The organism is Mesorhizobium sp. NBSH29, assembly GCF_015500055.1.
Classification (GTDB): Bacteria; Pseudomonadota; Alphaproteobacteria; order Rhizobiales; family Rhizobiaceae; genus Neomesorhizobium.
Map to the genome: position 1 here is coordinate 1,030,817 of NZ_CP045492.1, position 26,212 is coordinate 1,057,028.

Consider the following 26,212-nt stretch of genomic DNA (forward strand, 5'->3'; position numbering starts at 1 on the left):
TTCCGCCTTACCGGGGGCTCACCACCATCGGCAGGCCGCCTTGCGGCTGGGTGGTCAGCTTTTGCACCGGCCAGGGCTTCGTCTCGGCCGTGACGTCAAAGCGGAAACGCGACAGCAGAACCGCAAGCGCAATCACCGCCTCCTGCATCGCAAAGCTTGAGCCAATGCAGACGCGCGGTCCTGCCCCGAACGGCAGATACTGGAAGCGGTCGATCTTGTCCCGGTTTTGCGGATGAAAGCGTTCCGGCAGAAAAGCATTTGGCTGGTCCCAGAGCTTTCGGTGGCGGTGCACCGTCCACGGCATCACCAGTACCGCGGCGTGTTTTGGCAGCGTCAAACTCTTGTAGGTGTCGGTCTCGATAGGCTCGCGGTTGATCGATGGCGCCGGCGGGTAGAGCCGCAGCGTCTCCTCGAAGGCAGCCCGTGTCAGCGGCATCGCGTCCAGCCATTTGGCGGGATCGGGCTCGCGCGCCATCACCATGTCGATCTCGGCCTCGACGATGGCGCGTTCCCACGGTGCCTCGGCCAGGCAATAGAGTGTCCAGCCCAGCGCCCGCGCCGTAGTCTCGTGTCCGGCGCCGATGAAGGTGATGATGTTGTCTTCGATCTCTGCGCGTGTCAGCCCGTCCGGTCCTTCGGCACGCAGCAAAAGCGTCAAGAAATCCTCAGGAACGTCCCGCGCCGAGCGCATGCGCTGTTCGCGCATGGCAACCGTGTCGGTCACGACCTTGCGGAAGAACGCCATGGTCTTTCGCCCCCGCAGCCGCGTCAGTCTGGGCAGCCATGCCGGCGCGCGCAACAGGTCGAGCGGATCAACCCGCCCCATTGTCTCGAACAGATGCTCGATCTGGTTGGCAAACTCGTCCTGCCCGCCTGCAATTTCGCCCGAAAACAGCGTCTCGGCAAGAATGTCATAGGTGAGCAGCGTCATGTCGTGGGCCAGATCGACAGGGGCGGCAACGCCTTCATATTTGTCGGCAAATGCCTGTGTTCGCTTGAGCATGGCTTGTGCAAAGCCGAAAATGTGGCGCGGTGTGAATACCGGAGCCATCGCCTTGCGCGACCTTTTCCAGACGTCGCCCTCGGCGGTCAGCAGCCCATCGCGCAGGATCGGCCGCAGCAACAGCTGGCGCACCGTGGCCATCTTGTAGTTTTTGGCGTTGTCCACCAGCACATGGCGAATAAGCCCCGGATCGTTGGCGATGATCAGCCGCCCGCCAACCCCGTTCACGGAAATCCACGGCTCATTGTACGAAGGCTCTCCCCACAGCTCCAGCGGATTGCGGTAGACGATGCGGATCATCTCCAGCGTCGAGGGCGGGCTATTGCGCGGTGTGGGCGCAGGCGGCACGAACGGGGCGGGCTTGGAATCCATACGCGCAATGTAGGGTGCGCGGGCGTTGGCGTCCAACGCGCAGGGATTATTTCATCGATACGGCCTGCCCCGTGGCAAGCCAGCCTGCAACCAGGTCTGCGTCCATCCGGTCAAGCCCGTGCCCGGCGGCGATCTGGTGGGCCTCGACGCGCGCACCGTTTTTTCGCAGCAGACGCTCCAGCGTGGGCGCATAGCGCGCGTAAAGCCCGTCATCCTTGCCCGCAACGACCAGAAAGTCAGCAGCGGCGAGTGCTGCAACCGGCGGCTTTTCCAGCACCGGCATGGAACGCAGCAGTGCCGCCCGCTGCACCAGCGCCGGATGCAGGAGAGCCAGCGCGGCGACCAAATTCGCCCCGTTCGAATAGCCCACGAACACTGTGTTTGCCGGCGCCAACCCATAGGCAGCCGACGCCTTGCGCATGAACGTGGCAAAAGCGTCTGCCTCACCGCGGATATCATCCTGATCAAAACGCACCGGTGTCACCCGGCGATACCAGCGCGTCACCCCGTCCTGCACCACGCGCCCGCGCACGGCCAGCAAAGCAGCACCCGGTGCCGCCTCTCGCGCCAGCGGCAACAGCATCGCCTCATCGCCACCGGAACCATGCAGCAGCACCAGTGTCAGCGCGGATTTGGTCGCCGAGGGGTGATACTCATGGATAAATCCATCCAGTTGCGCTTTCACATGCGGGGTTTGTGCCATCGCCTTCGTGCCTTTGGCCTGTTTGCGCGCCGTGAGGGGTTCGACGGAAGCGAGTGCGACGCTTTCGGCTTCTGCAGCCGCGGCGAAATTAGATGCGGCCAAGCTCAGCGCGGTGGCCACGATGAGAAGCGCGGTGAAAGAGGAACGGATCGCCATGGCACCAGACTGGCCGGACAATGTTAACGCTCCCTTGACATGGCGGTCAAACAAGCCGCCGCGCAATCGCTTTCACGCCGTCGGGGCCTGGTTATAGCGACGATTTACCCACCCGTTGCCCCTGTGCAACGGGTCCGATTACCGGGCAGACGCAAACCTCTGGCCCCGTATCAGCAGCGGGTACCGAGACTCTTCCGGAAAAAGGCCTTAAAACCCGTCCAAAGTTTGGAAAATAGCCCCGGAACGCCTATATCCGGTGCAGCGAGAGCACGTGATTCGAAGACTGATCGGCGCGCTCTTCTTGTTTAGGAATGACGAAAGTATCTCATGAGCGAAACGCCCGAAAACGTGCCGAGCGAAAACCAGGAATATGGCGCCGATTCCATCAGGGTCCTGAAGGGCCTCGATGCCGTGCGCAAACGTCCTGGCATGTATATCGGCGACACCGATGACGGTTCAGGCCTGCACCACATGGTCTATGAGGTGGTCGACAACGCCATCGACGAGGCGCTTGCCGGTCATGCCGATCTCGTCACCGTCACCCTCAATCCGGATGGGTCCTGCACAGTCATCGACAATGGCCGCGGCATTCCGACCGATATCCACACCGGCGAGGGCATTTCAGCCGCCGAAGTCATCATGACCCAGCTTCATGCGGGCGGAAAGTTCGACCAGAATTCCTACAAGGTTTCGGGCGGCCTCCACGGCGTGGGTGTTTCGGTGGTCAACGCGCTCTCAGTCTGGCTGCGGCTCAAAATCCGCCGCAACGGCAGGATCCATGAGATGAGCTTCACACACGGCAATTCCGATGCCCCGCTGGCGCCCACCGGCACCTACGTCGAAGACAAGCAGCCAGGCACCTATGAGGGTCGTTCTGGCTCTGAAATATCCTTTATGCCGTCGACCGATACCTTCACGATGGTGGAGTTCGATTATGGCACGCTGGAACACCGGCTGCGCGAGCTTGCATTCCTGAATTCAGGCGTGCGCATTTTCCTGATCGACAAGCGCCATGCCGATATCAAAACCCAGGAGCTGTTCTATGAGGGTGGGCTCGAGGAATTTGTCAAATATCTCGACCGCGCCAAGAAACCGCTGATTTCCGAGCCCATCGCCATCAAGGCAGAGCGCGACGGCATCACGGTCGAGGTGGCCATGTGGTGGAACGACAGCTACCACGAAAACGTGCTGGCTTTTACCAACAACATCCCGCAGCGCGATGGCGGCACGCATCTGGCTGGATTCCGTGGTGCGCTGACGCGTCAGGTGACGAGCTATGCCGAAACCTCCGGCGTCGCCAAGCGGGAAAAGGTCTCCATCACGGGTGATGACAGCCGCGAAGGCCTGACAGCGGTGCTGTCAGTCAAGGTTCCGGACCCGAAATTCTCCTCCCAGACCAAGGACAAGCTGGTTTCTTCAGAGGTTCGCCCCGTCGTGGAAAGCCTCGTCAATGAAGCGCTTGGAACGTGGTTCGAGGAGCATCCCGCAGAAGCCAAGGTACTGATCGCCAAGGTGGCGGAAGCTGCTGCTGCCCGAGAAGCGGCGCGCAAGGCGCGCGAACTGACCCGCCGCAAGGGTGTGCTCGATATTACCTCGCTGCCGGGCAAGCTGGCAGACTGCCAGGAGCGTGATCCGGCCAAATCCGAAATCTTTATCGTCGAGGGTGATTCCGCTGGCGGTTCCGCCAAGGGTGGCCGCTCGCGCCAGAACCAGGCGATCCTGCCTTTGCGCGGCAAGATCCTCAATGTGGAGCGCGCCCGCTTTGATCGCATGCTCGGCTCCGAAATGATCGGAACGCTGATCACCGCACTTGGCACCTCGATCGGCAAGGACGAATTCAACGCCGACAAGCTGCGCTACCACAAGATCATCATCATGACCGACGCTGACGTCGATGGCGCCCATATTCGCACGCTGCTGCTCACTTTCTTCTTCCGTCAGATGCCGGAATTGATCGAGCGTGGCCACCTCTTCATCGCGCAGCCGCCACTCTACAAGGTCACCAAGGGCAAGAGTGCCCAGTACCTCAAGGATGAGCCGGCGTTTGAAGAATTCCTGATCGGATCGGGCCTGGAAGACGCGACATTGACGCTGTCGTCAGGCGAGGTACGCTCAGGGCAGGATTTGCGCGCAGCCGTCGACGATGCACTGGCCGTGCGCACCCTGCTCAACGGGCTGCATACGCGCTACAGCCGCACCGTGGTGGAGCAGGCAGCAATTGCCGGCGCCCTTAATGTTGAACTGTTCAACGACCTCGCCCGTGCCAACCAGATGGCGCATGAGATCGCCGAGCGCCTCGACGTCATTGCCGAGGATACCGAGCGCGGCTGGACAGGCCGCACCTCACCGTCGAACGAAGGCATGGGCGGCTATGTGTTTGAGCGCACCGTGCGCGGCGTAAAAGAATCTGCGACGCTCGACATGGGCCTTTTGGGTTCTGCCGACGCGCGCGCGCTGGACCGTTATGCGGCACGGCTGGGAGACGTTTATTCAGCGCCTCCTGTGCTGCGTCGCAAGGAAGTGGCGGAGACGCTCTCCGGCCCACTGGCGCTGCTGACCACGATTTTCGCCACCGGCCGCAAGGGCCTCACCATGCAGCGCTACAAAGGCCTTGGCGAAATGAACGCAGAGCAGCTGTGGGAAACCACGCTGGACCCGAATGTCCGCTCGCTGCTCCAGGTCAAGATTCTCGACGCCACCGACGCCGATATGCTGTTTGCGCGGCTGATGGGCGATGAAGTGGAACCGCGCCGCGAGTTTATCCAGGAAAACGCCCTGTCGGTTGCCAATCTGGACGTCTGATCCGGGCGCTTTTGCAAGCCGGGATCAGGCCTCCTGTTTGGTCTTGCTCTTGCCCTTGGCGGCTTTCGCGGCCGGTGATGCTTTGGATGGCTTTCGGGTTCGCCGCGAAAGCAGTCGGCGCGCCGTCGCCTTGACTGCCACTGCCGGCTCGTTTGAAAGGGCGCCGGCAACCGCGCCGGCCATCGTGTAGGCGACAAAATCCGCACCAATGGTGGACGGCTGAATTTCGGCGGCAGACTGTTCATTGGCCGGACGCCAGAACGCAGCCCCCACCCGCAATCCTTTGGCCGCACGCTTCAGGCGTCGCACGGAATAACGCGCATGGCTGCGTGAATCGGCGTTGAGATAGGCTATAACCACGGCGTGTACGTCGGTGAGATCCAGCCTTCCGACGCTGCCAACAGCAATCGCCGCCGTTTCAAGCAGCCGCGCATTGGCGCCATGCGCGGTCAGGACCTGAGCCAGCATTGCTGCGGATGCTTCGTCCAGTTCGCCGCGCCCACCAACACACAGCACGGTCTTGCCCGTGCCATCGGGCAGTTCGTCGCCATCTGCCAGCTCCTCAGCCTCGTCATCATCCTCTTCCGCCGCTTCCTCGTCGGCATAGTCCTCGAGATTGTCGACAAGCGTCATTGCACCGGTGGCCACGCGCTGGCGGCGTTCTGCATCCATCACGCCGCGCGCCCGATCCTGTTCGCCAAGCGCCAGCGCCGGTATCGCCACAGTCTCGTAGAAAGCCACCAGGTCATTGTCGTCGGTATCGAGAAACTCCTCGGCACGGTCGGTTGCCTCGGCCGGGTCGCCGGCCAACAGGCGCTGATAGAGCGCTTCATAGGGTTCCAGCACCGGTTCGCTGCCAAACAGGACGTCCAGAAATGCAAATTGCGGAACATGCCGCCCAAGCACGACAAGGCACACGGTGAGGGGCGTTGACAGAAGCAATCCGAGCGGTCCCCAGAGCCAGGTCCAGAAAATGGCGGAAACAATAATGGCGAGCGGTGAAAGGCCAGTGCGAGACCCATACAGCCAAGGTTCGATGGCATTGTTGCTGATCAGTTCGACGGTCAGGAACAATGCGACCGTCCAGGCCAGCATGGTCCAGCCCGGATCGACAGCCAGCGCCAGGACCAGAGGAAAGACGGCCGCGATGACGGGACCGATATAGGGGATGAAACGCAGCACCAGCGCCAGCATGCCCCACAACATGGCATTGGGGACGCCGATGAGCCAAAGCCCGATGCCGATGGGCAACGCGTAGGTCACATTCACGATCAACTGCATCAACAGATATTGCCCGACCCGCTTGCCAGCGTCCTGCAGCGCCTCGGTGGTACGGTGCAGATCGTTGGCGCCAACAAGGCGGATGAAGCGATCACGCAAATCTTCGCGGTTCATCAGCATGAAAATAACCACGACGATGATGATGCCGCCGGTGGCAAGCGGTGCAATCAGCGGGCCAATGATCGTTTTGAGCAGCTCTAGGGGCTTCAATGCCGGCTCGACCACCTCCACAGGAAGCGGTTTGACCTTGGGCTCGTCCGCTCCGGTAGACGGCCCGTTGGAATCAGGCTTGTCCTCCTCCTTGCTCTGGATCTCGGTGCCCAGCCGTTCAACCAGACGCGTGACCCGATTGACGACGCTTTCGCCGACATTGGCTTCCTTGACCACACGCACTTTGGCTTCAATATTGGATTGATAGTACGGCAGATTGCCAGCGAGCACTCCCAGCTGCATGGCGACAATTGTTGCGAAAAGGGCGATGGCTCCAAATGCCGAAATAACCACAAATACAACCGCCACCGGGCGCGGTAGCCGCCACCGGCGCAGCCATGAAACAACCGGCGCCAGCGCAAAGGTCAGTAGGACCGCGACAGCCAGTGGCAGAAAAATATCCCGTCCGAAGTAAAGCGCCGCAACGGTGGCGGCGACGGTGATCAAAGTGGGAGAGTTGAGGGCAGGTGTATTCTGCGGCATTGCCTGGGGGCGGATGCTTCGTGCGCCTTGGCCATTAGTCTCGGCCTTGGATATGGTCATGGGCAGCACCTTCCAGACATGCGACCCAGGTGGCGCGTCAGTAAACACAATGTCCGGCGGGCGATTTTGTTCCGTCACAATGGCCAAGTTTTGACCGGTCACCGAACCCGCGGTCAATGTCGGCCAGCTACCGCGAGCTTCCCCCGTGGAGGTCGTCGATGAAGAAGGCGTGAGCATGCCTGTTGCCCTCCGTTGCTTCGCCCTCGTTCCAATGCGGATGGCTGGCAGGCAACCCATCATGGGAATGCGCGACGATCTCAGGATCAACCACCGGCCATAGCCATGAGGCGACCGCTACAGCGCTCCCCGCAATCAACGCCAGGACAATGGATGTTGCGGGGAGCCCGAACGTGGCCCCTGCCCATCCGGCAAGCGGATAGGTGACAAGCCAGCAGGCATGGGAGAGAGCGAACTGCGCGGCAAACAGCGCAGGACGGTCCTCCGGGTGTGAGGACCGGCGCAGAAGCCTGCCAGACGGCGTCTGCGCCATCGAGTAGCCAGCGCCGATCACAAACCAGAGCGGCAACAGCCACCCGTAAGAAGGAACAGCTGAAACAGCAATTGTCGCCACTGCCAGGACCGACGCGCCAGCCAACATGGCTGTGCGGTCGACGATGGTGTCGAGAAGCCGGGGTAACACCAGAGCCACCAGCATGGAGCCTCCACCAAACGAGGCCAAGGCCAGCGCGGTGTCGCTTTGGCCGAGGCCAAAGATCCCCTGCACATAGACGACAGTGTTGACGATCACCAGCGCGCCAGCCGCCGCGACTGCCATGTTGATCGCCAGCAGACCCCGCAGGCGCGGTGTGGCGAGGTAGATGCGGATACCCCGCGTCGTTCGGTCATAGATGCCGCGCTTCGTGGTCGACTTCGGGCTAGGCAGGACCACCGAGACTACCAGCGACGCCGAGATCAGGAAGCCGATCACTGTTCCGGCGAATAGGTTGTGGAAGGAAATGACGGTCAGCAGTGCTGCTGCCAGGATCGGGCTGGCAACGTTTTCGAGATCGTAGGCCAGTCGGGTGAGCGAAAGCGCGCGGGTATATTCCTTCTCGTCAGGCAGCACGTCCGGAATGGTCGCCTGGAAAGTCGGAGTGAAAGCGGCGGATGCCGACTGGAGCACGAAGATCAGGATGTAGATTTGCCAGATTTCTGTAACGAAGGGCAGGAACAGCGCCACACCCGCCCGCATAAGGTCGAGCGCGACCAGCATGGCGCGCCGCGGCACGCGCTCCGCAAACGCAGATGCGACAGGCGCGACGCCCACATAGGCAATCATCTTTATGGCAAGCGCGGTGCCGAGTACGGCACCGGCACTTTCCCCCGCAAGCTCAAAGGCGAGCAGTCCCAGCGCGACGGTCAGCAATCCAGTGCCGAGAAGCGCGATCACCTGCGCGGCGAACAGGTGGCGGTAGGTGCGATTTGAAAGGATCTGGAGCATCAGAGGTACTTTACGATCTCTTTGAATTCGTCGACCGAACCACGCATTTCGCGCGGCAATGGGCCAATGGTCTCTTCAAGGCAGTGGTCGAGATGATCATGGATGATACTGCGCTACGCCTTCTCCACCGCATGAAGCTGTTGTGCGATATCGAGGCATGATCTGTTTCGATCATAGCGATGACGCTGCGCAGGTTTCCCTCGGCGCGCTTGAGGCGCTTGAGGCGCTTGATGACGTCGGGATGAGAGGCGTGGTGGCTTTCAGACATCGAAAACCTATCCCCCGCGAGAGGATACCGTCAAGTGAGGATTACACCGCCGGACGCTCGACGTATCGGCCAGTGGTCCATCCGATATTGGCAATTGCATTTATCGGCGCACTATCTCACCATTCGCCATGAATCCGATCCTGCTTCTCGACTATTCCGGTGTCGCGGTGTTTGCCGCGACGGGCGCTCTGGCCGCCTCGCGCAAAGAGATCGATATTATCGGTTTTCTGTTTCTGGCCGGCGTCACCGGCGTCGGCGGTGGCACCTTGCGCGACATGATCCTTGGCATTCCAGTGTTCTGGGTCGTCAATCCTGATTACGTCTTCATCTGCGCAGCCGTCGCCATCGGCGTCTACTTCACTGCCCACCGTATGGAATCACGCTATGTCCTGCTGCTCTGGCTCGATGCCATCGGGCTCGCCGCCTTTTCGGTGATGGGGGCAGCCAAGGGGCTTGTGGTCACCGGCTCCGCGCCAGTCGCCATCATCATGGGCGTGCTGACAGCCACGTTTGGCGGCATTTTGCGCGACCTGCTGGCGGGCGAGCCGTCAGTGCTGCTCCGGCCCGAAATCTATGTCACGTCGGCTTTGGCAGGTGCAGCTACCTTCACACTTCTGGATTTAGCCGCGCTGCCAAGCCCGTTTGCCGCTATGATTGCTGTGGCAGTCGCCTTCCTGGTGCGTGGCGGCGCGCTGAAATATGGTTGGAGCTTCCCGCCCTATAAGAGCCGGCCCGGTCGCCGGCCCGAAGATATCCGCTAGGCCAGCCCGGCCTGCTCGGCCTCATGGCGGAGGTTTTGGCGCGGGCGCGGGCCGATCTGCTGGATACACAAGCCGGCCGCCAGAGAGCCGAGTTTACCGCAGGTCGCGAGGTCGCGGCCCGACGTGTAGCCGTGCAGAAAGCCTGCAGCATAGAGGTCGCCCGCCCCGGTAGTGTCCACCAATTCCGAGATTTCAATGGCGTCGATCCATACAGTCTCCTCGCCGCGAACAATCACTGAGCCCTTTTCCGAGCGGGTGATTGCTGCGACCTTGCAGTCCTTTCGCACGGCCTCAAGCGCTGCCTCAAATGAGGACGTTTCGTAAAGTGACGTCACTTCGCTTTCATTGGCAAACACAATGTCGACCGTCCCTGACCGCATCAGCTCCAGAAACTCGCCCCGGTAGCGGTCGACGCAAAAGGGATCCGACAGCGTCATTGAGACCTCGCGCCCGGCAGCGTGGGCGAGTTTTGCCGTCATGCGGATCGCTTCCTTGGCAAGCGGTGGATCCCACAGATAGCCTTCGAAATAGGTCACCTTGGCGTTGGTGGCCTTGTCGCCCTCCACATCATGGGGCCCAAGCTCCACGCAGGCACCGAGATAAGTGTTCATCGACCGCTCGCCATCCGGCGTGACAAAAATCATCGAGCGCGCGGTCGGTGGATCGCCGGCGAGTGGCTTGGTGTCGAACGCCACGCCCTGCGCATGAATGTCGTGGGCGTAGATCTCACCAAGCTTGTCGGCTGAAACCTTGCCGAAAAAGGCGGCACGTCCGCCAAAGCTGGCGATGCCGGCTGCGGTATTGCCAGCGCTGCCGCCCGATGCCTCGATGGCAGGGCCCATGCGGCTGTAGAGCAACTGCGCCCGCTCCGCATCGATCAGGTTCATCGCGCCCTTAATGATGCCGTTATCGACCAGAAAATCCTCGTCGCACTGGGCGATGATGTCGACAATCGCGTTGCCGATGCAAAGCACGTCATAGTCGCTCATGAAGGTCTCCGAAGCGTCGCGGGAGGCTTGGTTAAAAAGGCGTCGCGGCGGGTTTAGCGGTTCAGCGCACAAATGCAACTACCGGGCCTTGGCTTGCGGCGCGGCAGGCGCCTGCCTATCTCTGCCCGATGGAGTTTTGCCAATGATCCTCAACGCCGCCCGTGCCGCTGCCGGGCACCTGTTCACCCCCCGCTTTCGCGGTGTCTTCTTCAAGACGCTTGGGATCACCCTAGTGGCGCTGGCAGCTCTGTGGGTTGTCCTAAGGGGAGCCTTCATGGCGTATGCGTGGCCCTTTGTGGATGCGATCTTGCCCGGGTTCCCGGGCTGGGCGGGTTGGCTCGGCGTGATCGCTGCGGTCATAGCTGGCATCGGGTTGGCACTGGCACTCGCTCTTTTCATCGCGCCAGTGACAGCGATGGTTGCTAGCATTTTCCTCGACGACATCGCTGAACTGGTTGAGCGCCAGGACTATCCATCCGATCCGCCCGGGCGCCCGGTGCCTGCGCTGCGCTCCCTTGTGCTGTCGTTAAAGTTTCTCGGCGTGGTCATTTTGGGCAACCTCGTCGCGTTGTTGCTGCTTTTGGTGCCCGGCATCAATATTGCCGCCTTTTTCGTCATCAACGGCTATCTTCTGGGTCGCGAGTTCTTCGAATTCGCTGCCATGCGCTTTCACGGCGAGCTTGAGGCGAAAGCGCTACGCCGCGCCCATGCCGGAACCGTGTTCATGGGTGGCATGGTGATCGCGGGCTTCCTCGCCATCCCGTTCCTCAATCTGCTTACCCCGCTCTTTGCGGCAGCTATGATGGTGCACCTGCACAAGGCTGTCTTTGCTCGGGAAAAGGGGCTAGTGACCGCATATTGACAGCGTCAAGATGGATATCCTAATCTGCCCTTGCCTGAACAGGAGAGGGGCAGGAAATGCTGGTTGATCTGGTTCTGGCGGTTGCGCATCACCTTCTCTTCTTTGCGCTAATTTCGGTTTTTGCCGCACAGATGGTGCTCGTCCGGCCCGGTCTTGCCGGTGCTGCACTCAGCCGCGTCGCGCGGTTGGATGCGTCCTATGGCATGATTGCGGGGCTGGTCATCCTGGTCGGGGGCGCACGGGTGATCTTCGGTCTGAAGGGCTGGGAGTTCTACGTCTCCAACTGGGCTTTCTGGGCCAAGATGGCAGCCTTTGCACTGGTCGGCGGACTGTCCGCAATCCCGACCCTTCGCATCCTTGAATGGAAGCGTGCGCTGGCCGCCGATCAAGCCTTCCAGGTGCCCGATGCAGCCATTACCGGGGTGCAAAAATGGCTACGGCTGGAAGGGCTTCTGTTCTTGCTGATCCCGGTGTTTGCCGCGATTATGGCGCGAAACTAGGGGCTGTAGGCGGGATATCGCCGTTGCCGATTTCGACCAATGGCGACGGTACCGTGTTTGTCTTCACCGCCGCCTTGCAGAGATCGGCGATGACACAGCGCTCGCATTCAGGGCGCCGCGCCTTGCAGACATAGCGGCCGTGCAAAATGAGCCAGTGATGGGCGTGCTGCATGTATGTTCCCGGGATGGCTTTGACCATACCGCGCTCGACCTCTTCCGGCGTTGTTCCGGGTGCCAGCCCAATCCGGTTGCCAATACGAAACACATGCGTGTCGACCGCCATTGTAGGCTGCCCGAAGGCCATGTTGAGAACCACGTTCGCGGTCTTGCGGCCAACGCCGGGCAGCTTCACCAGTGCTTCACGGTTTCCCGGCACCGCGCCAGCGTGGTCCGCGATCAGCGCCTGCGACAGTGCGATCACGTTCTTGGCCTTGCCGCGCCACAGGCCGATGGTGCGGATGAAGTCGCCGACCACAACCTCACCCAGCGTCACCATTTTTGCCGGCGTATCGGCCACCGCAAAAAGCCCGCGTGTCGCTTTGTTGACGCCAGCGTCCGTCGCCTGCGCCGACAGCACCACCGCCACCAGCAGCGTGAACGCGTTGACATGCTCAAGCTCGCCCTTCGGCTCAGGCCGCTGGATGCTAAGCCGGCGAAACATCTCGTCCACCTCTGCAGCCGAATAGGCCGAACGCGGCGAGCGCCTGGGAACCTTTTTGGCGCGGGGCGCAACACTGGTTTTCCGCTTGGGTTTTTCCATCCGGCTTCTATATTCTGATCCGATGACCCAGAACAATGCCGGCTTTACCGCCGATGAGCCGATATTCAGCGCGCTGTTGATGCCGCACCGGTCGCTGGGGCGCACCGGTTTCCTTGTTCTGATGGCAACACTTGCCACCGCCTGGGGCATCACCGGCCTGTTTTTCCTCGCCCATGGCGCGTGGCCGGTGTTCGGCTTCTTCGGCCTTGATCTTCTCCTCGTCTACGGCGCATTCCGTCTCAATTATCGCGCTGCCCGCGCCCGCGAAGAAGTGTCGGTGTCGCGCACCAGCCTTGATATCCGCAAGGTCGCACCCTCGGGCCGCACCGAGACGCATCATTTCAACCCGTTCTGGACCCGCTTCCGTATCGCCCGCCACGACGAGATCGGCATCACCGCAATGGCGGTCGAAGCTGAGGGCAGCCGCGTTCCCCTAGGCGGGTTTCTCAACCCGGAAGACCGCGAAAGTTTTGCCAACGCCTTTTCCGGCGCGCTGGCAAAGGCCCGGCGCGGCTGAGTTTTCGTCTCGCCCGGCAGCGAAAGGGGAGCATGCGCGCCACGTGGGTAAACCGATGGGAAAATATTCCCCTTCCATCCGCTCCGGTTGCACGAATCGGGTGGATGCCCTCGCTTCATGGCGCAATATGGCGGGCAAGGAGACATTGCCATGAACGCCCGATTGCCCCTAACTGCCGCCATGACCCCGACCGCGATCCTGCAGCATGACATCACGCCTGAGGGCGATGATTATGAGATTGTGCGCCGGGTCGTCGAAAAGATCAGCCTTGATTACCGCGACCAGCCCTCGCTGGAGGTGCTGGCCGAGGCTGTCGGCGAGACGCCGACGGGCTTGCAGAAACTGTTTACCCGCTGGGCAGGCATTTCTCCAAAAGGGTTTTTACAGGCAGTGACGCTTGACCATGCAAGGCGTCTGCTGAGCGAGGGGATGCCGCTTCTGGAGGCGTCGTACGAGGTCGGCATGTCGGGCCCCGGCCGCCTGCACGACCTGTTCGTCACCCATGAGGCGATGTCACCGGGCGACTACAAGACGCGCGGTGCCGGCCTCACCATCCGCTACGGCTTTCACATTTCGCCCTTCGGCGTCGCGCTGGTGATGGTGACCGACCGTGGCCTTGCCGGCCTTGCCTTCAATGATGCAGGCGACGAGCGTGCTGCTTTCGCCGACATGTCGGGTCGCTGGCCAAATGCCACCTTTGTTGAGGACATGGCGGCGACCGCGCCCTACGCGGCGCGTATCTTTGATCCGGCCCGCTGGCGCTCGGAAGAAAAACTGCGGGTCGTGCTGATCGGCACCGATTTTCAGGTCCGCGTCTGGCAGGCTCTTTTGAAAATCCCGATGGGCCGCGCCTGCTCCTATTCGGCCATCGCCGCAGATATTGGCGCCCCTGCGGCCAGCCGCGCGGTCGGTGCGGCGGTTGGGGCCAACCCACTCTCCTTTGTCGTGCCCTGCCACCGCGCCCTTGGCAAATCAGGCGCACTCACCGGCTACCACTGGGGCGTCACCCGCAAGCGCGCCATGCTGGGATGGGAGGCCGGGCAGCTGGGGGCGTGAGACATTCAGGATGTTCGATAGAGGATCACCCGCCCAGTGGGGACGAGTTGAGAAAGAAAATCAAAAATCGCGAATGTTGCGTGTCACGACGCTGGCACCGAGCTGTCTGGCTTGCAGAAAGATCAGCGCATCACTGACGAACTTGCGCTCATGACCCTGCCCTTTCGGCATATGCCCCACCCGCGCAAGTAAGCCAGCTAGAATGCCGGCATGCCCCCAGAGGTTCGCATCGGGCGCGTCAAGCCGATGATCGGCGATGTCAGCCACCGTCTCCCGGATAGCCCGCAGCGCAGCTTTGGTCGCGCTGTGGTCAGGGTCGAGCCGTCCGAAAGCATAGGTGAGTTCACCAACACATACAGCCGAATGGTAACTAAGCCAGAAGCTGGTCCAGTTCCGCCGGTGACCGGCCCTGCAGAACATCAACATAGACGGTAGTATCCAGAACCAGCGGACCGCCGATCAACGGCTCATCGTCAATCCAAGTCAGTGCGTCATCGGACCGGCGCTGGATGGTCCCGCGGCGTTTCTGCGGGTTTATCTTCCGAAGCGCGCTCGCAAGATCAAATCTCAAGGTCGATATCCGCAGGGATAGCACCCTTGCGCCTGACGAGGCGCGCCCCGAAATCGTCTTCCAGTGCCAGCCTCGCCAGTGCCAGCTCGAGAAGCTCGGTGTCGGAGGTAACATGGGCGCGCTTCTTCGCAGCGTGGATCAGCTCCGACGAGACCCGGCCCGACACTCGCGTGTTCTTGGCAGCGCCAAGCAACCCGACAGCCCGCGCTTGTTCCAGCACAATCCGGTTGCGATTGAGTGCTGCGGTTTCTTCATGGCCAACCGCGATGGGGCTTTCAGAACTCATGCTGGCTTCCTTATGTTGAACATAACACAATCAACGTTGAACATCGCCGCAAGAACTCGTAGCCCCGATCGGCCTGCTAATGGAAATGCTCCCCGCCAGACGCCCCTACACTTTTCCCCCACATGCTATAGTTTCCACAAAAAATGCGGGAGGCGTGCGTGATCGTTGTCATAGGTTCCATCAATGTCGACCTCGTGGCCCAGGTAAAGCGGTTGCCTTCGCCCGGCGAAACCGTGCCGGGTAGCAGTTTTGAGACGACGCCGGGTGGCAAGGGCGCCAATCAGGCCCTATCTGCGGCGCGCGCCGGTGCGGCCACACGCATGATCGGGGCTGTCGGCAAGGACGCGTTTGCCAAGGAGGCGACAGCTCTTCTGGTGGCAGGCGGCGTCGACCTTTCTGGCGTCCATGATTCGCATGCGGCCACGGGAACCGCGCTCATTCTCGTGGCCACAAGCGGCGAGAATGTCATCGCGGTGGTACCCGGTGCCAATGGTACCGTGCTGCCCGGCGACCTGGCCCGCATCGGACCTGAAAAGGGCGATGTAGTAGTTTTGCAGCTGGAAATTCCGATGGATACGGTGAGCGCCGCCCTGAAGGCAGCGCGCGAGGCGGGCGCAATCAGCCTGCTCAACATCGCGCCCTTCCGCATCGATGCGGCATCGTTCTGGGAGGACGCAGACTACCTGATTGCCAACGAGACCGAGTTCGACCTGCTGGCCAAGGCGATGAAACTTGCAGGCCGCGACCGCGCCGCGCGCATCAAGGCCTATGTCGAACAGACTGGCCGCAGCATCGTGGTGACACTGGGTGGAGAAGGCGTGGTTGCCGCATCAGCCGAGGGCATCATTGAAATCCCGGCGCTGCCGGTCGAACCGGTCGACACAGTCGGCGCCGGCGACACCTTTTGCGGCTATCTCGCAGCCGGCCTGTCCGCAGGCCTATCCCTCGAAGACGCCCTGAAACGCGCCACCGCCGCCGGCTCACTCGCCTGCCTCAAATCCGGCGCGCAGTGCTCCATCCCGCTCGCAGCAGAGGTAGATGCGGAACTGGCTAAGGGCTGATCTTCCGGGGCTGCCTAGAGCGTCGCCAGACGTTCGGTCAGAAGCGCGAAAAAGCCGTCATGGTCGATATCGCGCATGACTTTTGCATTCTTCGGCCGGTCGGTCACGCCCCACCAGTCGACCACGGTCATGCCCATGGTAAGTTCCGAACTGGTTTCCACGACGACATTGCAGTCACGGCCCGTGAAAAGTTCGGGCTTGATCAGATAGGCGATGACGCAAGGGTCGTGCAGCGGGCCGCCATCGGAGCCATATTTGGCGACATCGAAGCGCTCGAAGAAGTCGAGCAGTGCCGCCGTCGCGGTGCCGACCTTGGTGCCCATGGCGCGGAAAGCGTCGACGCGCTTCTTGGTGGTCAGCGCCTTATGGGTGACATCGAGCGGCATCATCACGATGGGAACCCCTGAGCGGAATACCACATCAGCCGCATGCGGATCGACATAGATGTTGAATTCGGCGGTCGGGGTAATGTTGCCGCCCTCGAAAAAGCCACCACCCATCAGGACAATCTGCCGGATGCGCGGGGCGATCTTCGGTTCGCGTACCAGCGCCAGCGCAATGTTTGTCAGGGGCCCGAGCGGGCAAAGCGTGATGCTGCCTGCCGGCTCATTCATCAAGGTTTCGATAATGAAATCCACCGCATGCTGGTCCTGCAGTGTCATCGTCGGTTCGGGCAGGTCTGGCCCGTCCAACCCCGTCTTGCCATGCACATGCTCGGCGGTGACGAGATCGCGGATCAACGGACGCACGGCGCCGGAATACACTTTTATATCAGGCTTGCCGGCGAGCTCACAGATTTTCAGCGCGTTCTTTTCGGTCAGCGCCAGCGGCACGTTGCCGGCAACAGCGGTGATGCCCACCACCTCAAGCTCTGGACTGGCAAGCGCCAGCAGGATGGCTACAGCATCGTCCTGGCCGGGATCGGTGTCGATAATGATTTTCTGCGTCTGTGCCATAGGTCCTCACTGAAATGCGACTGCGTGCTGGTCTTGAACTTGCTTCTGCGGCGGACCATATCTGATTCATCGGGAAAGATGCCATCCGGGTTTTTCTCTTTATCGTCGCTCCCTGGAGGACAACCGATGACACGCATGACGCCCTTTTCGAGCCCACTCCTGCTTGGTTTTGATGCCATGGAAAAGACGCTCGAGAGGCTCGCCAAGAATGGCGATTCCTACCCACCCTACAATATTGAACGGCTGCGCGACACCGATGGCCAGAGCGAACGGCTGCGTATTACGCTGGCAGTTGCCGGCTTTTGCGATGCCGACCTTGAGGTGACCACCGAGGAAAGCCAGTTGGTGGTGCGGGGCAGGCAGGCTGAAGAGCAGCCCGAGCGCGAATTCCTGCACCGTGGCATCGCCTCCCGGCAGTTCCAGCGCACCTTCGTGCTCGCCGACGGCATGAAGGTAGCAGCAGCCGAACTGAAGAACGGACTGCTCTCCATCGACCTCGATCGGCCGCAGCCGGAACGATTGGTACGAAAAATAAACATCTCGGTGAAAGACTAGGGTTCGGACCCTTCCGGAACCTATGGCTCTGTGGCGGGTTGGTCGATCAAGACGCCCCGCAAAAGGAGGCTGTTATGGCTGATATGATTGCAAATGAAACCACTATCGAGGTTACACCGGCGCAACTCGCCCATCTGGGCGAAGGCACGGTCGCCTATCTGCGCGAAATGGGCAGCGAGGAATTGATGGGTAAATTTCCGGGATTGCCGGAAATCGAGCCCGGCACCAAGCTGTGGGCCCTGTTTGCGGCCAATGGACAGCCGATCCTTTTGTCGGATGAGCGTGACCGCGCCATTGCCGGAGCGCTGGAAAACGACCTGACCCCGGTCGCCATCCACTAACAACGTGCCTGCCGGTGAGGCAGGTACGTTCAGGCAGCGTGAGAGTTTGGTGTCGCCGATAGAAACGCCAGGATGGCGGATGAATCGTCGGTGCCACGTATTTTCGCCACTGTATCGCTATCGCGAAGCACGCGTGCAATTCGCGACAGCGCTTTCAGGTGATCCGCGCCGGCACCTTCTGGTGCTAGCAGCAAGAACACCAGATCGACGGGCTGGTCGTCCAGCGCATCGAAATCCACCTTGTTCTCAAGCCGCGCAAAAACGCCTGAGATGCGCTTTACTCCGGCGAGTTTCCCGTGCGGGATGGCTATGCCATTGCCCACGCCGGTCGAGCCCAGACGTTCGCGCTGCATCAGCGTGTCAAAAATCTCGCGCTCCGGGATACCGGTCATCGTCGCGGCCTTTTCGGAGAGAAGCTGTAACAGCTGCTTTTTCGAGTTTGCCTTGAGCGTCGGCATGATAGCCGACGTCTCGATCAGATCGCTCAGATCCATTTTAGATGTATCCTTTGTCCCTACCAACGCCAGGCCCCATCCCGTGGTCCGGTCGAGATTTTCTACCCTTTGGCTACCGCACTGGATGGGTCGATCCAGCCGATGTTTCCATCAGCCCGGCGGTAGACGATGTTGACATGGTCGTTACCCCCATTGCGGAACACAACGACCGGACTGTCCTTTGAATCCAGTTCTAGCACTGCGGACGCCACCGACATGGTTTTCAATGCCACGGTCTGTTCGGCAACGATGGCCGGCGCGTAATCTTCCGGAACTTCATCTTCCTCATCGGCCACGGGTGCAACGACCGTGTAGGCGATGTCGGTCGAGTAGCTGTTGCCGCCGCCCTGACCATGCGACTTCAACCGCCTCTTGTAACGGCGCAGGCGCTTTTCGAGCCGCTCTGCCGCCGCATCGAAGGCTGGGCCCGGTTCCTGGGCGTCACCGCTTGCCTGCAGTTCTATGCCCGAATCGAGATGGACCATGCAGTCGGCGGTAAAGCGCGAACCCGATTTTTCCACATTCACGCGGCCTGAAAAGCCGCCATCGAAATATTTGTCGATCGCTTCGCCGATCCGGCCCTCAATGCGGGTGCGGAACGCTTCACCGATCTCCATGTGTTTTCCTGATATGCGCAGGCTCATCTGAAAAATGACCTTCCTTGTCAGACTTCAACTAAATGGGAGTTTATACCCGTGGCCGATGCACACAAGGTTTGCGGTCGACATCCGCTGAATAAGTCCGAACTTTCCGGTTGGTTCCCGCCGCTGCGGAGAGCCCCGCTCCATGCGGGCGGGCTTCTAGTCACTTAGGCCAGCCTTGTCAATGAAGCCGGAGGCAGCCTCCAGCTCAACACAACGCTAGCGGGCGACAGCCGCAATTGCACGCTTTTCACGTCTGCGTTGCACAGAAGAGGGAATGTTCATTCCTTCCCGGTACTTGGCAACCGTTCGGCGGGCGATCTCGACGCCTTTTGTCTTGAGCATGTCGACAATGGCATCATCGGATAAAACATTGACCGCCCGCTCGGTATCGATCAATTCGCGTATTCTGTCGCGCACCGCTTCGGAAGAATGCGCATCGCCGCCCTCCGCAGACGCGATCGAGGCAGTGAAGAAAAAGCGAAGCTCGAACACCCCACGCGGCGTCATCATGTATTTATTGGAGGTAACGCGGCTGACCGTTGATTCGTGCATCCCAATGGCATCGGCCACTGTGCGCAGATTGAGAGGCCGCAGATGACGGATGCCGTGCAGCAGAAATGCATCCTGCTGGCGTACGATCTCGGAGGCTACCTTCAGGATGGTCTTGGCTCGCTGATCAAGACTGCGCGTGAGCCATGTCGCATCCTGCATGCACTCGGTAAGAAAATCTTTTTCAGCTTGCCCCTTTGCATGGCTCGAGACATTGGCGAAATAGATCTGGTCGACCAGCACGCGCGGCAGCGTCTCGACATTAAGCTCGATGGCCCAACTGCCATCGCTGGCCGGCTTGACGATCACATCGGCTACAATCGTGTCCGTGTGGCCGCCGGAAAATGCCATGCCCGGACGCGGATCGAGCGCACGGATTTCCGCCAGCATGTCGAGCAGGTCCTGTTCATCGACGCCGCAGATTTTTTTCAGGCTGTGAAAATCGCGTTTGGCAAGCAAGTCAAGATTTTCGATCAGGGCACGCATCGCCGGGTCAAGCCGGTCACGCGCCGCCAGTTGCAGCATCAGGCATTCTGCAAGGTCGCGGGCAAAAAGCCCGACCGGCTCAAAGTTCTGGCAGGTCGCAAGCACGCTTTGCACGTCCTGTTCAGTACAGCCAAGCCGCTCGGCTACCTCGGCAATGTCCGCACGCAGATAGCCGGCGTCATCCAGAGCATCGGCCAGATCCTGTGCGATGAGGCGTGTCACAGCGGACCCGAATCCAAGCGCGATCTGTTGGCCAACATGCTCCCTCAAGGTGACGGACGCCTCAGCCATGTCTTCGACATCTAGCCGGTCAAACGGTGAGAAGTTTGACCCGGAGCCGGAACCGCCCGCTGATTTCCACTGCGAGGACAGGTCGGGGCCCAGTCTTTCGCTTGTTCCGGTATCATCGGGGAAAACATTTTCCAGCGAGGTATCGAGACGCTCGGCCATCTTTTCGGCGCTGGCTGGCGTGCCGGTTTCGGTAAACCAGTTGCTATCATTATATGCGTCGGGCTGTTCTGGCTCAATCGGGGCCACGGGCCCGTCATCGCGCTGGTCGACACGCTCCAGAAGCGGATTGCGCTCGATCTCTTCGTCAACAAACTTTTCCAGCTCAAGATGAGTGAATTGCAGCAGCCGGATGGACTGCAGCAATTGCGGCGTCATCACCAACGATTGTGACTGTCGAAGCTGCAATCTGGCTGCAAGCGCCATACCGAAACGAACCCCACCTCGAACACACACGCTGATCCGGCGCGGCAAAACTCTACGGCACCATACAAACTGGCCCAGCTTTTGCTTGTCAAGGCGGTCAGACGTAAAGATGCTCAAGCCTGCCATTCTGGCGCAGCTTCGGGGCAGGGTGTTTTTGTGGGACCCTGCCAAGGCAGGACAGCATCATTCCCAGAGATCAACCTGGATCCAATCAATGATGATTCGCCCCTCTGGAGCGTTCGGCCTGCAGCCGGTGACGATCGACGTCAGTTCCTGATCCTTCAAGGGGAGGACCATTGCTACCTCAGAAAATGCCTCTTCACCCGGATGGCGTATCTGGAAAGCCGAGGTGTGAACCTGGACCCCCAGAAAATGCCCAGCAACCGTACTCTTGAACCGCATCTGGAGGAGATAGAGCCCGTCGGGGCGATTGAACCTTTTAGAAAAGTTCAGACTTGTCATTGACGACGCGTTGCGTCGGGTAGTGCAATAGCACAGGCCATCCTGGATAAAGCTGTCAGAGGAGCTCAGCTTGTTCCAGTCGCCGTAGCCGTCGCTGAAATCGGTGAAGGACCACGCAGTGTCGCGAGGGAATTTGGACAGGTCGTTCATTTTATTTCCTTAATAACTAGGTGGGCGCAACACGCTGAGGGCAAAACGGTTCACCGCCGACGGTGGCGCCATGAATACTGGGATGCAGTGCCTAGGCGCGGGACGGCTCCACCCAAGGATCGACCCGGATCCAGTCAATCATCAGCCTGCCCGGCGCGGCGCCCTTTCGCGAGCCCGTGATGAGTTGGATCACCGCGTCAGCCTTCGTGGGAATGATGCACGACAGGGTCGTAAAATCTGCACGCGCCGGAAACCGGTTGTCGAACGGTTCCTTCATCTCCATTGAGAAGAAGTGGTCAAACGGTGTCGGCGCTTTGTAGCTGAATGTGAAAACGTAGAAATTTGCCGGGCCCGATGGTGGCACTGTAAACATCAGATCGTTGCTATGGGACCCTGGGGCGTTGTCGCTGCCGTGGAAGACGCCGTCTTCAATAAATCCGCTGGAGCCCCGGATTGCCTCCCAGTCTCCGTACCCGTCCGTAAAATCCGTAAATGAAACGGGGATCATGGCCCCCGAACCGTTGGCTTCCAGCAATTTAAACTTCCTTCTGCTTGAGCGAAGGTAAGGTTCGAACCCTCACCTGCCACACAGAGAAAGCACTAAAAAAATAAGCAGCGAGATAAGAGGATATGCCACCCACGGTAGTAGCAAGGTGCACGGCTCTCGAAATCAGTCGCGCTAAAGCGTAAAGCCTTCGCCGAGATACAGGCGGCGTACGTCGGGGTTGGCGACGATCTCTTCCGGCAGGCCGTGCGCCAGCACTTCACCGGCATGGATGATGTAGGCGCGGTCGATCAGACCAAGTGTTTCGCGTACATTGTGGTCGGTCACCAGCACGCCGATGCCGCGCTGGGTCAGATGGCGCACCAGTTGTTGAATATCGGCGACGGCAATCGGATCGATGCCGGCAAACGGCTCGTCGAGCAGCATGTAGCTCGGCTTGCTGGCCAGGGCGCGGGCGATCTCGAGGCGACGCCGCTCACCGCCTGACAGCGCGATCGCCGGCGATTTGCGCAGATGGGTGATATGGAACTCCTCGAGCAGTCCATCGAGGCTTTTGTCGCGCTCCTTGCGGCTCTTCTCGACCACTTCGAGCACCGCGCGGATATTGTCCTCGACCGTCAATCCGCGAAAAATCGAGGCTTCCTGGGGCAGATAGCCGACGCCGAGGCGGGCGCGGCGATACATGGGCATCGCCGTCACATCATATCCGTCAATTTCAACCCTGCCCTGATCGACCGGCACAAGGCCCGTGACCATGTAGAAACAGGTCGTCTTGCCAGCACCATTGGGGCCAAGCAGCCCGACAGCCTCGCCGGCGCGCACGCCAAACGACACGCCACTCACCACCTGCCGGCCCTTGTAGCTTTTGGTCAGTCCGCGCGCGATCAGCGTGCCCTTGAAGGGCGTGGAAGCCGCACTTCCCTCGGTCGTGCGCTTTGCCGCAGCGTCGCCTCGGCGCGACAAGAAAGGGATCTCTATCGCCATTATTTATTCTGCGAACCGGGCGTCAAAAGCGTCTTGACCCTACCGCCACAGCCGCCGACTTCGGCGAGCCCCGACTTCATGTTGACGGTGAGCGTGCAGCCGGTCAGCACATTGGGGCCTTCCGTTAGCACCACCTGCTTGCCCGAGAGGACCAGAATTTCGCTCTTCATGTCGAACGTGCCTTTGTCGCCGGTGGCAACGCGGCCCTCCGACTTGACGTAGACCTTGCCGGAAACTTCGAGCCGGTCGATGCTGGCGCCACCGCTTGCGGCAGCCGTCGCCGGGGCGTTGGGATCCTTTTTGGCATAATAGACCTTCATGGTACCGGCCTTGAGCTGCGTCGGCCCCTGCACCACGTTGACATTGCCACTATAGATGGCGACGCTGTCATTCTCGCGGATTTCCAGCTTGTCAGCCTCGATCTGAATCGGCTGGTCGCCCGAAAGCTTCAGACCTGCCAGTCGCCCCTGCGCATCCTGTGCGAGAACCGGCATCACCGCGAGTGCCGAGAGGAGAACGCCGAAAACCACGCCTCGCATCAGGCCGGGATTACTTTGCGCCATCAGTCTCTCCATCGGCCTTGACCTGTTCGGGGTTGATTTGCATCCGTACCCGCTTCTCGAATACCAAAACCTTGCCATTTTCAAGGATGGTCATCGAATCCGCAGTGACCCGCGCCCCTTGTACTGCAATATCGACAGGCTCGGTCGAAGTCATGTCGCCTTTGGCGATGTCGATGAATGCCGAATTCAGTTTCGCCACCATCCCGTCGGTCGTTGTTACGGTAATCGGGGTGTCGATCTTCAAAGTGTTCTGGTCGCGGTCATAAACGCCGCGTTCAGCCTCGATCGTTGCGGTATTAGTAGCGTCGATCGGCAGCTTCGCATCGATATCCTCAAGCTCAATCACACCTGTGGTGTCGAGGTTCTGCAGGGCGCGCGCCGCAGTCATCGTATAGGGCAGGTTGTCTTTGGTCATGCCTTCAAGCTTTGGGCTGGCCATCACCAGCTTACCATCAGCAATGGCGGAACTCGCGACATCCACACCAATCCGCGTCGGGCTGGAAACATAGGAATAGGCAAAGAAGCCCAGCGCGATCAGCACGGCAACAAGAGGCAGCACGATCTTCATCAACCGGACGCGGCGTGAATGGTGCTGCGCCGACTGGAACTCGACCGCACGGGGAGCCAAGGACGCCGATTCTCCGTCGCGCAGATGCGTCGCGTTGTCTTGTCGTGATATGGCGGTTGCCATCATGATCCAGTCTTCTGGCGACCGCTCGCGCAGCGCATAATGAATGTGTCGGGCAACGCACCATATAGAAAGTGCAGGGCTGCCGAAACAGGGGTAGAACCGATTTAGTCGATGAAGGCGGCGCCGGGCTTGCGCCAGCAACCGTCGATCCACTCTACTCTAAGCGGCAATATGTCTATTTTCGGTCGCTGGCCTGCCTTGGCCCCGCCGCGACGAAATCGAACCAACGCGATGGCTTCTATAAATCCCGGCGATGGTCTAAACCCGTCCAGAGGAATCCCACCGTTTACGAGGCAGCCATGGCCATTCGCGCCGACGAGATCATCGACCGACGACGCCTGCGCCGCAAACTGACATTCTGGCGCATTGCGGCCATTGCAATCGCAGCGCTAGCATTGGGCGCTGCCGCGACGTGGCTTTATGGCGACGAAATCGCTGGCACCGGGGTCGATCACATTGCAAAGGTGAAGATCCAGGGCACGATCACCGAAGACGACGAGCTTCTGGAACGGCTTGGCCGGATCGCAAAATCCACGAGCGTCAAAGGCGTCATCCTGTCGATCGATTCGCCTGGCGGTACGACTGTGGGCGGTGAGGCGATCTTTGAAGCTGTAAGGTTGGTGGCCAAGGACAAGCCGGTGGTTGCCCAGGTCGGCACACTGGCCGCATCCGCAGGGTATATGATTGCCAGCGCTACAGACCATATCGTGGCGCGCCAATCCTCGATTGTCGGGTCGATTGGCGTACTTGTGCAGTTTCCCGATGTCACCGGTCTGATGGAAAAGGTCGGCATCAAGCTCGAGGAAGTCAAATCTTCGCCGCTGAAGGCTGAGCCGTCGCCCTTCAATCCGACCACGGATGAAGAACGTGCCATGATCCGCAACATGATCCTCGACAGCTACGATTGGTTCATCGGCCTGGTCGAGGAGCGGCGGCCGCTGTCGCATGAGCAGGTTGTGGCACTTGCTGATGGCTCGGTGTTCACAGGCCGGCAGGCGCTGGCCAACAAACTGGTCGATTCGCTCGGCGGTGAGCAGGAAGCGATTGACTGGCTTGCCACCAAGGGTGTTGACGCCAAGCTGAAAGTGATTGAATGGGAGCGGAAGAAATCGACGGGAAGCTATCTGTTTGCCAGCGCCATGGCCAAGGCACTGGGCATGCCCGATTACGGCTCTACCTTCCTCAAGGAACTCGGTGCAGACCGTATCTTTCTTGACGGTATGCTGGCTGTCTGGCACCCTCAAAAAGCTATCCTTGCCGACTGAAAACCGAACAGAATCATCCCGATAAGAAACTAAAGACCTGTCAGGGGGACGAGAAGATGATCAAGTCAGAGCTGGTGCAGATCATTGCCAACCGCAATCCGCATCTTTTCCTGCGCGATGTCGAAAATATAGTCAGTGCGATCTTCGAGGAAATCACCGACGCTCTGGCGGAGGGTAACCGGGTCGAGTTGCGCGGCTTTGGTGCATTCTCGGTCAAGAACCGCCCGGCACGCACCGGGCGCAACCCGCGCACTGGCGATTCCGTCGACGTCGAGGAAAAATGGGTGCCGTTCTTCAAGACCGGCAAGGAATTGCGCGAGCGGCTGAACGCGGACGGCTGAGCACACCATGACCATGTACAACCGCCTGATGCTGATCGTTGTTTTCGTGCCGCTGGCCATCGTGCTGATCGCGCTTGCGGTGGCTAATCGCGGACCGGTGGCCTTCACCATCGACCCGTTCAATCCGGGCAATCCAGCGCTGACGCTCCAGATGCCGCTGTTCGTGCTGATGTTTGCAGCCATAGCGCTCGGCCTGGTCATTGGCGGCATGGCCACCTGGTTGAAGCAGGGGCGCTACCGCAAGCTGGCGCGCCAGCGCAGCCAGGAAGCGCAGATCATGCGCGACACGATGGAACGCGACACACACAAGACAACCACAGTGCCGGGCACGGCGCTGGCGCGCTGATCCTGCCCTCGACAAATCGGGATA

The 26,212-nt window shown here is 60.4% G+C and carries 28 protein-coding genes and 2 pseudogenes; 12 read left to right on the forward strand and 18 right to left on the reverse strand.

The genetic code is table 11. The annotated features are described in order from the left end of the window. Positions 1–7: 7 nt before the first annotated feature. Together GA830_RS05045 and GA830_RS05050 are read right to left on the reverse strand one after the other, a co-directional pair. Complete coding sequence (locus GA830_RS05045) at positions 8–1,375, reverse strand: cytochrome P450 (RefSeq protein ID WP_195164777.1); 1,368 nt, start codon at positions 1,373–1,375, stop codon at positions 8–10. Positions 1,376–1,421: 46 nt separating this feature from the next. After that, positions 1,422–2,255 carry an alpha/beta hydrolase gene (locus tag GA830_RS05050; protein WP_195164006.1) on the reverse strand — a complete coding sequence of 278 codons (834 nt, stop codon included), beginning with the start codon at positions 2,253–2,255 and terminating at the stop codon, positions 1,422–1,424. A 306-nt stretch (positions 2,256–2,561) separates the two neighbouring features. On the opposite strand from GA830_RS05050, the gene gyrB reads away from it, so the two are divergent. Then, the gene (gene gyrB / locus GA830_RS05055; protein ID WP_195164007.1) at positions 2,562–5,036 is read left to right on the forward strand and encodes a DNA topoisomerase (ATP-hydrolyzing) subunit B; all 2,475 of its coding nucleotides are present in this window, start codon (positions 2,562–2,564) and stop codon (positions 5,034–5,036) included. Positions 5,037–5,060: 24 nt separating this feature from the next. On the opposite strand, the gene GA830_RS05060 is transcribed toward gyrB, so the two are convergent. From GA830_RS05060 to GA830_RS05070, 3 genes and pseudogenes are all read right to left on the reverse strand, one after another. After that, positions 5,061–7,070: an AI-2E family transporter gene (locus GA830_RS05060; RefSeq protein ID WP_195164008.1), complete on the reverse strand. Its 2,010-nt coding sequence runs from the start codon at positions 7,068–7,070 to the stop codon at positions 5,061–5,063. A gap of 127 nt (positions 7,071–7,197) precedes the next feature. Further along, a complete protein-coding gene (locus GA830_RS05065; protein WP_195164009.1) occupies positions 7,198–8,511 on the reverse strand; it encodes an MFS transporter in 1,314 nt (437 codons plus the stop codon). Beyond that, positions 8,511–8,779, reverse strand: a pseudogene (locus GA830_RS05070) (metal-sensing transcriptional repressor). Before GA830_RS05070 ends, GA830_RS05065 begins: the two are co-directional and overlap by 1 nt. A 128-nt stretch (positions 8,780–8,907) precedes the next feature. Here GA830_RS05070 and GA830_RS05075 point away from each other — a divergent pair. Beyond that, complete coding sequence (locus GA830_RS05075) at positions 8,908–9,540, forward strand: trimeric intracellular cation channel family protein (protein WP_195164010.1); 633 nt, start codon at positions 8,908–8,910, stop codon at positions 9,538–9,540. On the opposite strand, the gene GA830_RS05080 is transcribed toward GA830_RS05075, so the two are convergent. Beyond that, the gene (locus GA830_RS05080; protein ID WP_195164011.1) at positions 9,537–10,529 is read right to left on the reverse strand and encodes an adenosine kinase; all 993 of its coding nucleotides are present in this window, start codon (positions 10,527–10,529) and stop codon (positions 9,537–9,539) included. The two genes, GA830_RS05075 and GA830_RS05080, sit on opposite strands and share 4 nt — an antisense overlap. A 142-nt stretch (positions 10,530–10,671) precedes the next feature. On the opposite strand from GA830_RS05080, the gene GA830_RS05085 reads away from it, so the two are divergent. Both GA830_RS05085 and GA830_RS05090 read left to right on the forward strand, forming a co-directional pair. Beyond that, complete coding sequence (locus GA830_RS05085) at positions 10,672–11,391, forward strand: sulfate transporter family protein (protein WP_195164012.1); 720 nt, start codon at positions 10,672–10,674, stop codon at positions 11,389–11,391. 56 nt (positions 11,392–11,447) lie between these two features. Next, a complete protein-coding gene (locus GA830_RS05090) occupies positions 11,448–11,891 on the forward strand; it encodes a DUF2214 family protein (RefSeq protein WP_195164013.1) in 444 nt (147 codons plus the stop codon). Here GA830_RS05090 and nth read toward each other — a convergent pair. Beyond that, positions 11,875–12,651, reverse strand: a complete 777-nt coding sequence (gene nth / locus GA830_RS05095) for an endonuclease III (protein WP_195164014.1) — start codon at positions 12,649–12,651, stop codon at positions 11,875–11,877. The two genes, GA830_RS05090 and nth, sit on opposite strands and share 17 nt — an antisense overlap. A 22-nt stretch (positions 12,652–12,673) precedes the next feature. On the opposite strand from nth, the gene GA830_RS05100 reads away from it, so the two are divergent. Beyond that, positions 12,674–13,168 carry a DUF2244 domain-containing protein gene (locus GA830_RS05100; RefSeq protein WP_195164015.1) on the forward strand — a complete coding sequence of 165 codons (495 nt, stop codon included), beginning with the start codon at positions 12,674–12,676 and terminating at the stop codon, positions 13,166–13,168. A gap of 150 nt (positions 13,169–13,318) precedes the next feature. After that, the gene (locus tag GA830_RS05105) at positions 13,319–14,224 is read left to right on the forward strand and encodes a methylated-DNA--[protein]-cysteine S-methyltransferase (protein ID WP_195164016.1); all 906 of its coding nucleotides are present in this window, start codon (positions 13,319–13,321) and stop codon (positions 14,222–14,224) included. A 5-nt stretch (positions 14,225–14,229) separates the two neighbouring features. Here the strand turns inward: GA830_RS05105 and GA830_RS05110 are convergent. Both GA830_RS05110 and GA830_RS05115 read right to left on the reverse strand, forming a co-directional pair. Next, positions 14,230–14,795: pseudogene (locus tag GA830_RS05110) on the reverse strand (type II toxin-antitoxin system VapC family toxin). Further along, the gene (locus GA830_RS05115; protein WP_195164017.1) at positions 14,785–15,081 is read right to left on the reverse strand and encodes a hypothetical protein; all 297 of its coding nucleotides are present in this window, start codon (positions 15,079–15,081) and stop codon (positions 14,785–14,787) included. Before GA830_RS05115 ends, GA830_RS05110 begins: the two are co-directional and overlap by 11 nt. 158 nt (positions 15,082–15,239) lie before the next feature. On the opposite strand from GA830_RS05115, the gene GA830_RS05120 reads away from it, so the two are divergent. Beyond that, entirely contained in the window at positions 15,240–16,142 is a 903-nt protein-coding gene (locus tag GA830_RS05120; RefSeq protein ID WP_195164018.1) for a ribokinase, read from the forward strand. 14 nt (positions 16,143–16,156) lie between these two features. Here GA830_RS05120 and GA830_RS05125 read toward each other — a convergent pair whose 3' ends face one another. Continuing rightward, positions 16,157–17,098: a nucleoside hydrolase gene (locus tag GA830_RS05125; RefSeq protein ID WP_195164019.1), complete on the reverse strand. Its 942-nt coding sequence runs from the start codon at positions 17,096–17,098 to the stop codon at positions 16,157–16,159. A gap of 126 nt (positions 17,099–17,224) precedes the next feature. Here GA830_RS05125 and GA830_RS05130 point away from each other — a divergent pair, with 126 nt between their 5' ends. Together GA830_RS05130 and GA830_RS05135 are read left to right on the forward strand one after the other, a co-directional pair. Beyond that, entirely contained in the window at positions 17,225–17,653 is a 429-nt protein-coding gene (locus GA830_RS05130; RefSeq protein WP_195164020.1) for an Hsp20 family protein, read from the forward strand. An 83-nt stretch (positions 17,654–17,736) separates the two neighbouring features. Further along, on the forward strand, positions 17,737–17,994 hold the full coding sequence (locus GA830_RS05135; RefSeq protein WP_195164778.1) for a DUF1150 family protein: 258 nt from the start codon (positions 17,737–17,739) through the stop codon (positions 17,992–17,994). A gap of 29 nt (positions 17,995–18,023) precedes the next feature. Here the strand turns inward: GA830_RS05135 and ptsN are convergent, their stop codons facing one another. From ptsN to lptC, 8 genes are all read right to left on the reverse strand, one after another. Next, a complete protein-coding gene (ptsN, locus tag GA830_RS05140) occupies positions 18,024–18,488 on the reverse strand; it encodes a PTS IIA-like nitrogen regulatory protein PtsN (protein WP_195164021.1) in 465 nt (154 codons plus the stop codon). 62 nt (positions 18,489–18,550) lie between these two features. Beyond that, the gene (gene hpf, locus GA830_RS05145; protein ID WP_195164022.1) at positions 18,551–19,132 is read right to left on the reverse strand and encodes a ribosome hibernation-promoting factor, HPF/YfiA family; all 582 of its coding nucleotides are present in this window, start codon (positions 19,130–19,132) and stop codon (positions 18,551–18,553) included. Positions 19,133–19,348: 216 nt separating this feature from the next. Then, positions 19,349–20,881 carry an RNA polymerase factor sigma-54 gene (gene rpoN / locus GA830_RS05150; RefSeq protein ID WP_195164023.1) on the reverse strand — a complete coding sequence of 511 codons (1,533 nt, stop codon included), beginning with the start codon at positions 20,879–20,881 and terminating at the stop codon, positions 19,349–19,351. A 183-nt stretch (positions 20,882–21,064) separates the two neighbouring features. Further along, positions 21,065–21,493, reverse strand: coding sequence for a hypothetical protein (locus tag GA830_RS05155; protein WP_195164024.1), 429 nt, complete (start codon positions 21,491–21,493; stop codon positions 21,065–21,067). 91 nt (positions 21,494–21,584) lie between these two features. Beyond that, on the reverse strand, positions 21,585–22,028 hold the full coding sequence (locus GA830_RS05160; RefSeq protein WP_195164025.1) for a hypothetical protein: 444 nt from the start codon (positions 22,026–22,028) through the stop codon (positions 21,585–21,587). A 144-nt stretch (positions 22,029–22,172) separates the two neighbouring features. Beyond that, positions 22,173–22,976, reverse strand: a complete 804-nt coding sequence (gene lptB, locus GA830_RS05165) for an LPS export ABC transporter ATP-binding protein (RefSeq protein WP_258045639.1) — start codon at positions 22,974–22,976, stop codon at positions 22,173–22,175. Positions 22,977–22,981: 5 nt separating this feature from the next. Continuing rightward, positions 22,982–23,545, reverse strand: a complete 564-nt coding sequence (locus GA830_RS05170) for an LptA/OstA family protein (RefSeq protein WP_374939292.1) — start codon at positions 23,543–23,545, stop codon at positions 22,982–22,984. Then, positions 23,532–24,239, reverse strand: a complete 708-nt coding sequence (gene lptC, locus GA830_RS05175; protein ID WP_258045563.1) for an LPS export ABC transporter periplasmic protein LptC — start codon at positions 24,237–24,239, stop codon at positions 23,532–23,534. Before lptC ends, GA830_RS05170 begins: the two co-directional genes overlap by 14 nt. A gap of 296 nt (positions 24,240–24,535) precedes the next feature. Here lptC and sppA point away from each other — a divergent pair, with 296 nt between their 5' ends. The 3 genes from sppA to GA830_RS05190 are packed head-to-tail and all read left to right on the forward strand — an operon-like array spanning position 24,536 to position 26,188. Next, positions 24,536–25,501 carry a signal peptide peptidase SppA gene (sppA, locus tag GA830_RS05180; RefSeq protein ID WP_195164027.1) on the forward strand — a complete coding sequence of 322 codons (966 nt, stop codon included), beginning with the start codon at positions 24,536–24,538 and terminating at the stop codon, positions 25,499–25,501. After that, complete coding sequence (locus GA830_RS05185; protein WP_258045641.1) at positions 25,498–25,842, forward strand: integration host factor subunit beta; 345 nt, start codon at positions 25,498–25,500, stop codon at positions 25,840–25,842. The genes sppA and GA830_RS05185 overlap by 4 nt, the downstream gene beginning before the upstream one ends. A gap of 13 nt (positions 25,843–25,855) precedes the next feature. Beyond that, entirely contained in the window at positions 25,856–26,188 is a 333-nt protein-coding gene (locus tag GA830_RS05190) for a LapA family protein (protein ID WP_195164781.1), read from the forward strand. Positions 26,189–26,212: the final 24 nt, after the last annotated feature.

Bases quoted from the DNA above. Each gene is read 5' to 3' on its own strand.
- GA830_RS05045 (WP_195164777.1), bottom strand. From the start codon at position 1,375: ATGGATTCCAAGCCCGCCCCGTTCGTGCCGCCTGCGCCCACACCGCGC.
- gyrB (WP_195164007.1), top strand. From the start codon at position 2,562: ATGAGCGAAACGCCCGAAAACGTGCCGAGCGAAAACCAGGAATATGGC.
- GA830_RS05060 (WP_195164008.1), bottom strand. From the start codon at position 7,070: ATGACCATATCCAAGGCCGAGACTAATGGCCAAGGCGCACGAAGCATC.
- GA830_RS05065 (WP_195164009.1), bottom strand. From the start codon at position 8,511: ATGCTCCAGATCCTTTCAAATCGCACCTACCGCCACCTGTTCGCCGCG.
- GA830_RS05075 (WP_195164010.1), top strand. From the start codon at position 8,908: ATGAATCCGATCCTGCTTCTCGACTATTCCGGTGTCGCGGTGTTTGCC.
- GA830_RS05080 (WP_195164011.1), bottom strand. From the start codon at position 10,529: ATGAGCGACTATGACGTGCTTTGCATCGGCAACGCGATTGTCGACATC.
- GA830_RS05085 (WP_195164012.1), top strand. From the start codon at position 10,672: ATGATCCTCAACGCCGCCCGTGCCGCTGCCGGGCACCTGTTCACCCCC.
- GA830_RS05090 (WP_195164013.1), top strand. From the start codon at position 11,448: ATGCTGGTTGATCTGGTTCTGGCGGTTGCGCATCACCTTCTCTTCTTT.
- nth (WP_195164014.1), bottom strand. From the start codon at position 12,651: ATGGAAAAACCCAAGCGGAAAACCAGTGTTGCGCCCCGCGCCAAAAAG.
- GA830_RS05100 (WP_195164015.1), top strand. From the start codon at position 12,674: ATGACCCAGAACAATGCCGGCTTTACCGCCGATGAGCCGATATTCAGC.
- GA830_RS05105 (WP_195164016.1), top strand. From the start codon at position 13,319: ATGAACGCCCGATTGCCCCTAACTGCCGCCATGACCCCGACCGCGATC.
- GA830_RS05115 (WP_195164017.1), bottom strand. From the start codon at position 15,081: ATGAGTTCTGAAAGCCCCATCGCGGTTGGCCATGAAGAAACCGCAGCA.
- GA830_RS05125 (WP_195164019.1), bottom strand. From the start codon at position 17,098: ATGGCACAGACGCAGAAAATCATTATCGACACCGATCCCGGCCAGGAC.
- GA830_RS05130 (WP_195164020.1), top strand. From the start codon at position 17,225: ATGACACGCATGACGCCCTTTTCGAGCCCACTCCTGCTTGGTTTTGAT.
- GA830_RS05135 (WP_195164778.1), top strand. From the start codon at position 17,737: ATGATTGCAAATGAAACCACTATCGAGGTTACACCGGCGCAACTCGCC.
- ptsN (WP_195164021.1), bottom strand. From the start codon at position 18,488: ATGGATCTGAGCGATCTGATCGAGACGTCGGCTATCATGCCGACGCTC.
- hpf (WP_195164022.1), bottom strand. From the start codon at position 19,132: ATGAGCCTGCGCATATCAGGAAAACACATGGAGATCGGTGAAGCGTTC.
- rpoN (WP_195164023.1), bottom strand. From the start codon at position 20,881: ATGGCGCTTGCAGCCAGATTGCAGCTTCGACAGTCACAATCGTTGGTG.
- GA830_RS05155 (WP_195164024.1), bottom strand. From the start codon at position 21,493: ATGAACGACCTGTCCAAATTCCCTCGCGACACTGCGTGGTCCTTCACC.
- GA830_RS05170 (WP_374939292.1), bottom strand. From the start codon at position 23,545: ATGGCGCAAAGTAATCCCGGCCTGATGCGAGGCGTGGTTTTCGGCGTT.
- lptC (WP_258045563.1), bottom strand. From the start codon at position 24,239: ATGATGGCAACCGCCATATCACGACAAGACAACGCGACGCATCTGCGC.
- sppA (WP_195164027.1), top strand. From the start codon at position 24,536: ATGGCCATTCGCGCCGACGAGATCATCGACCGACGACGCCTGCGCCGC.
- GA830_RS05190 (WP_195164781.1), top strand. From the start codon at position 25,856: ATGTACAACCGCCTGATGCTGATCGTTGTTTTCGTGCCGCTGGCCATC.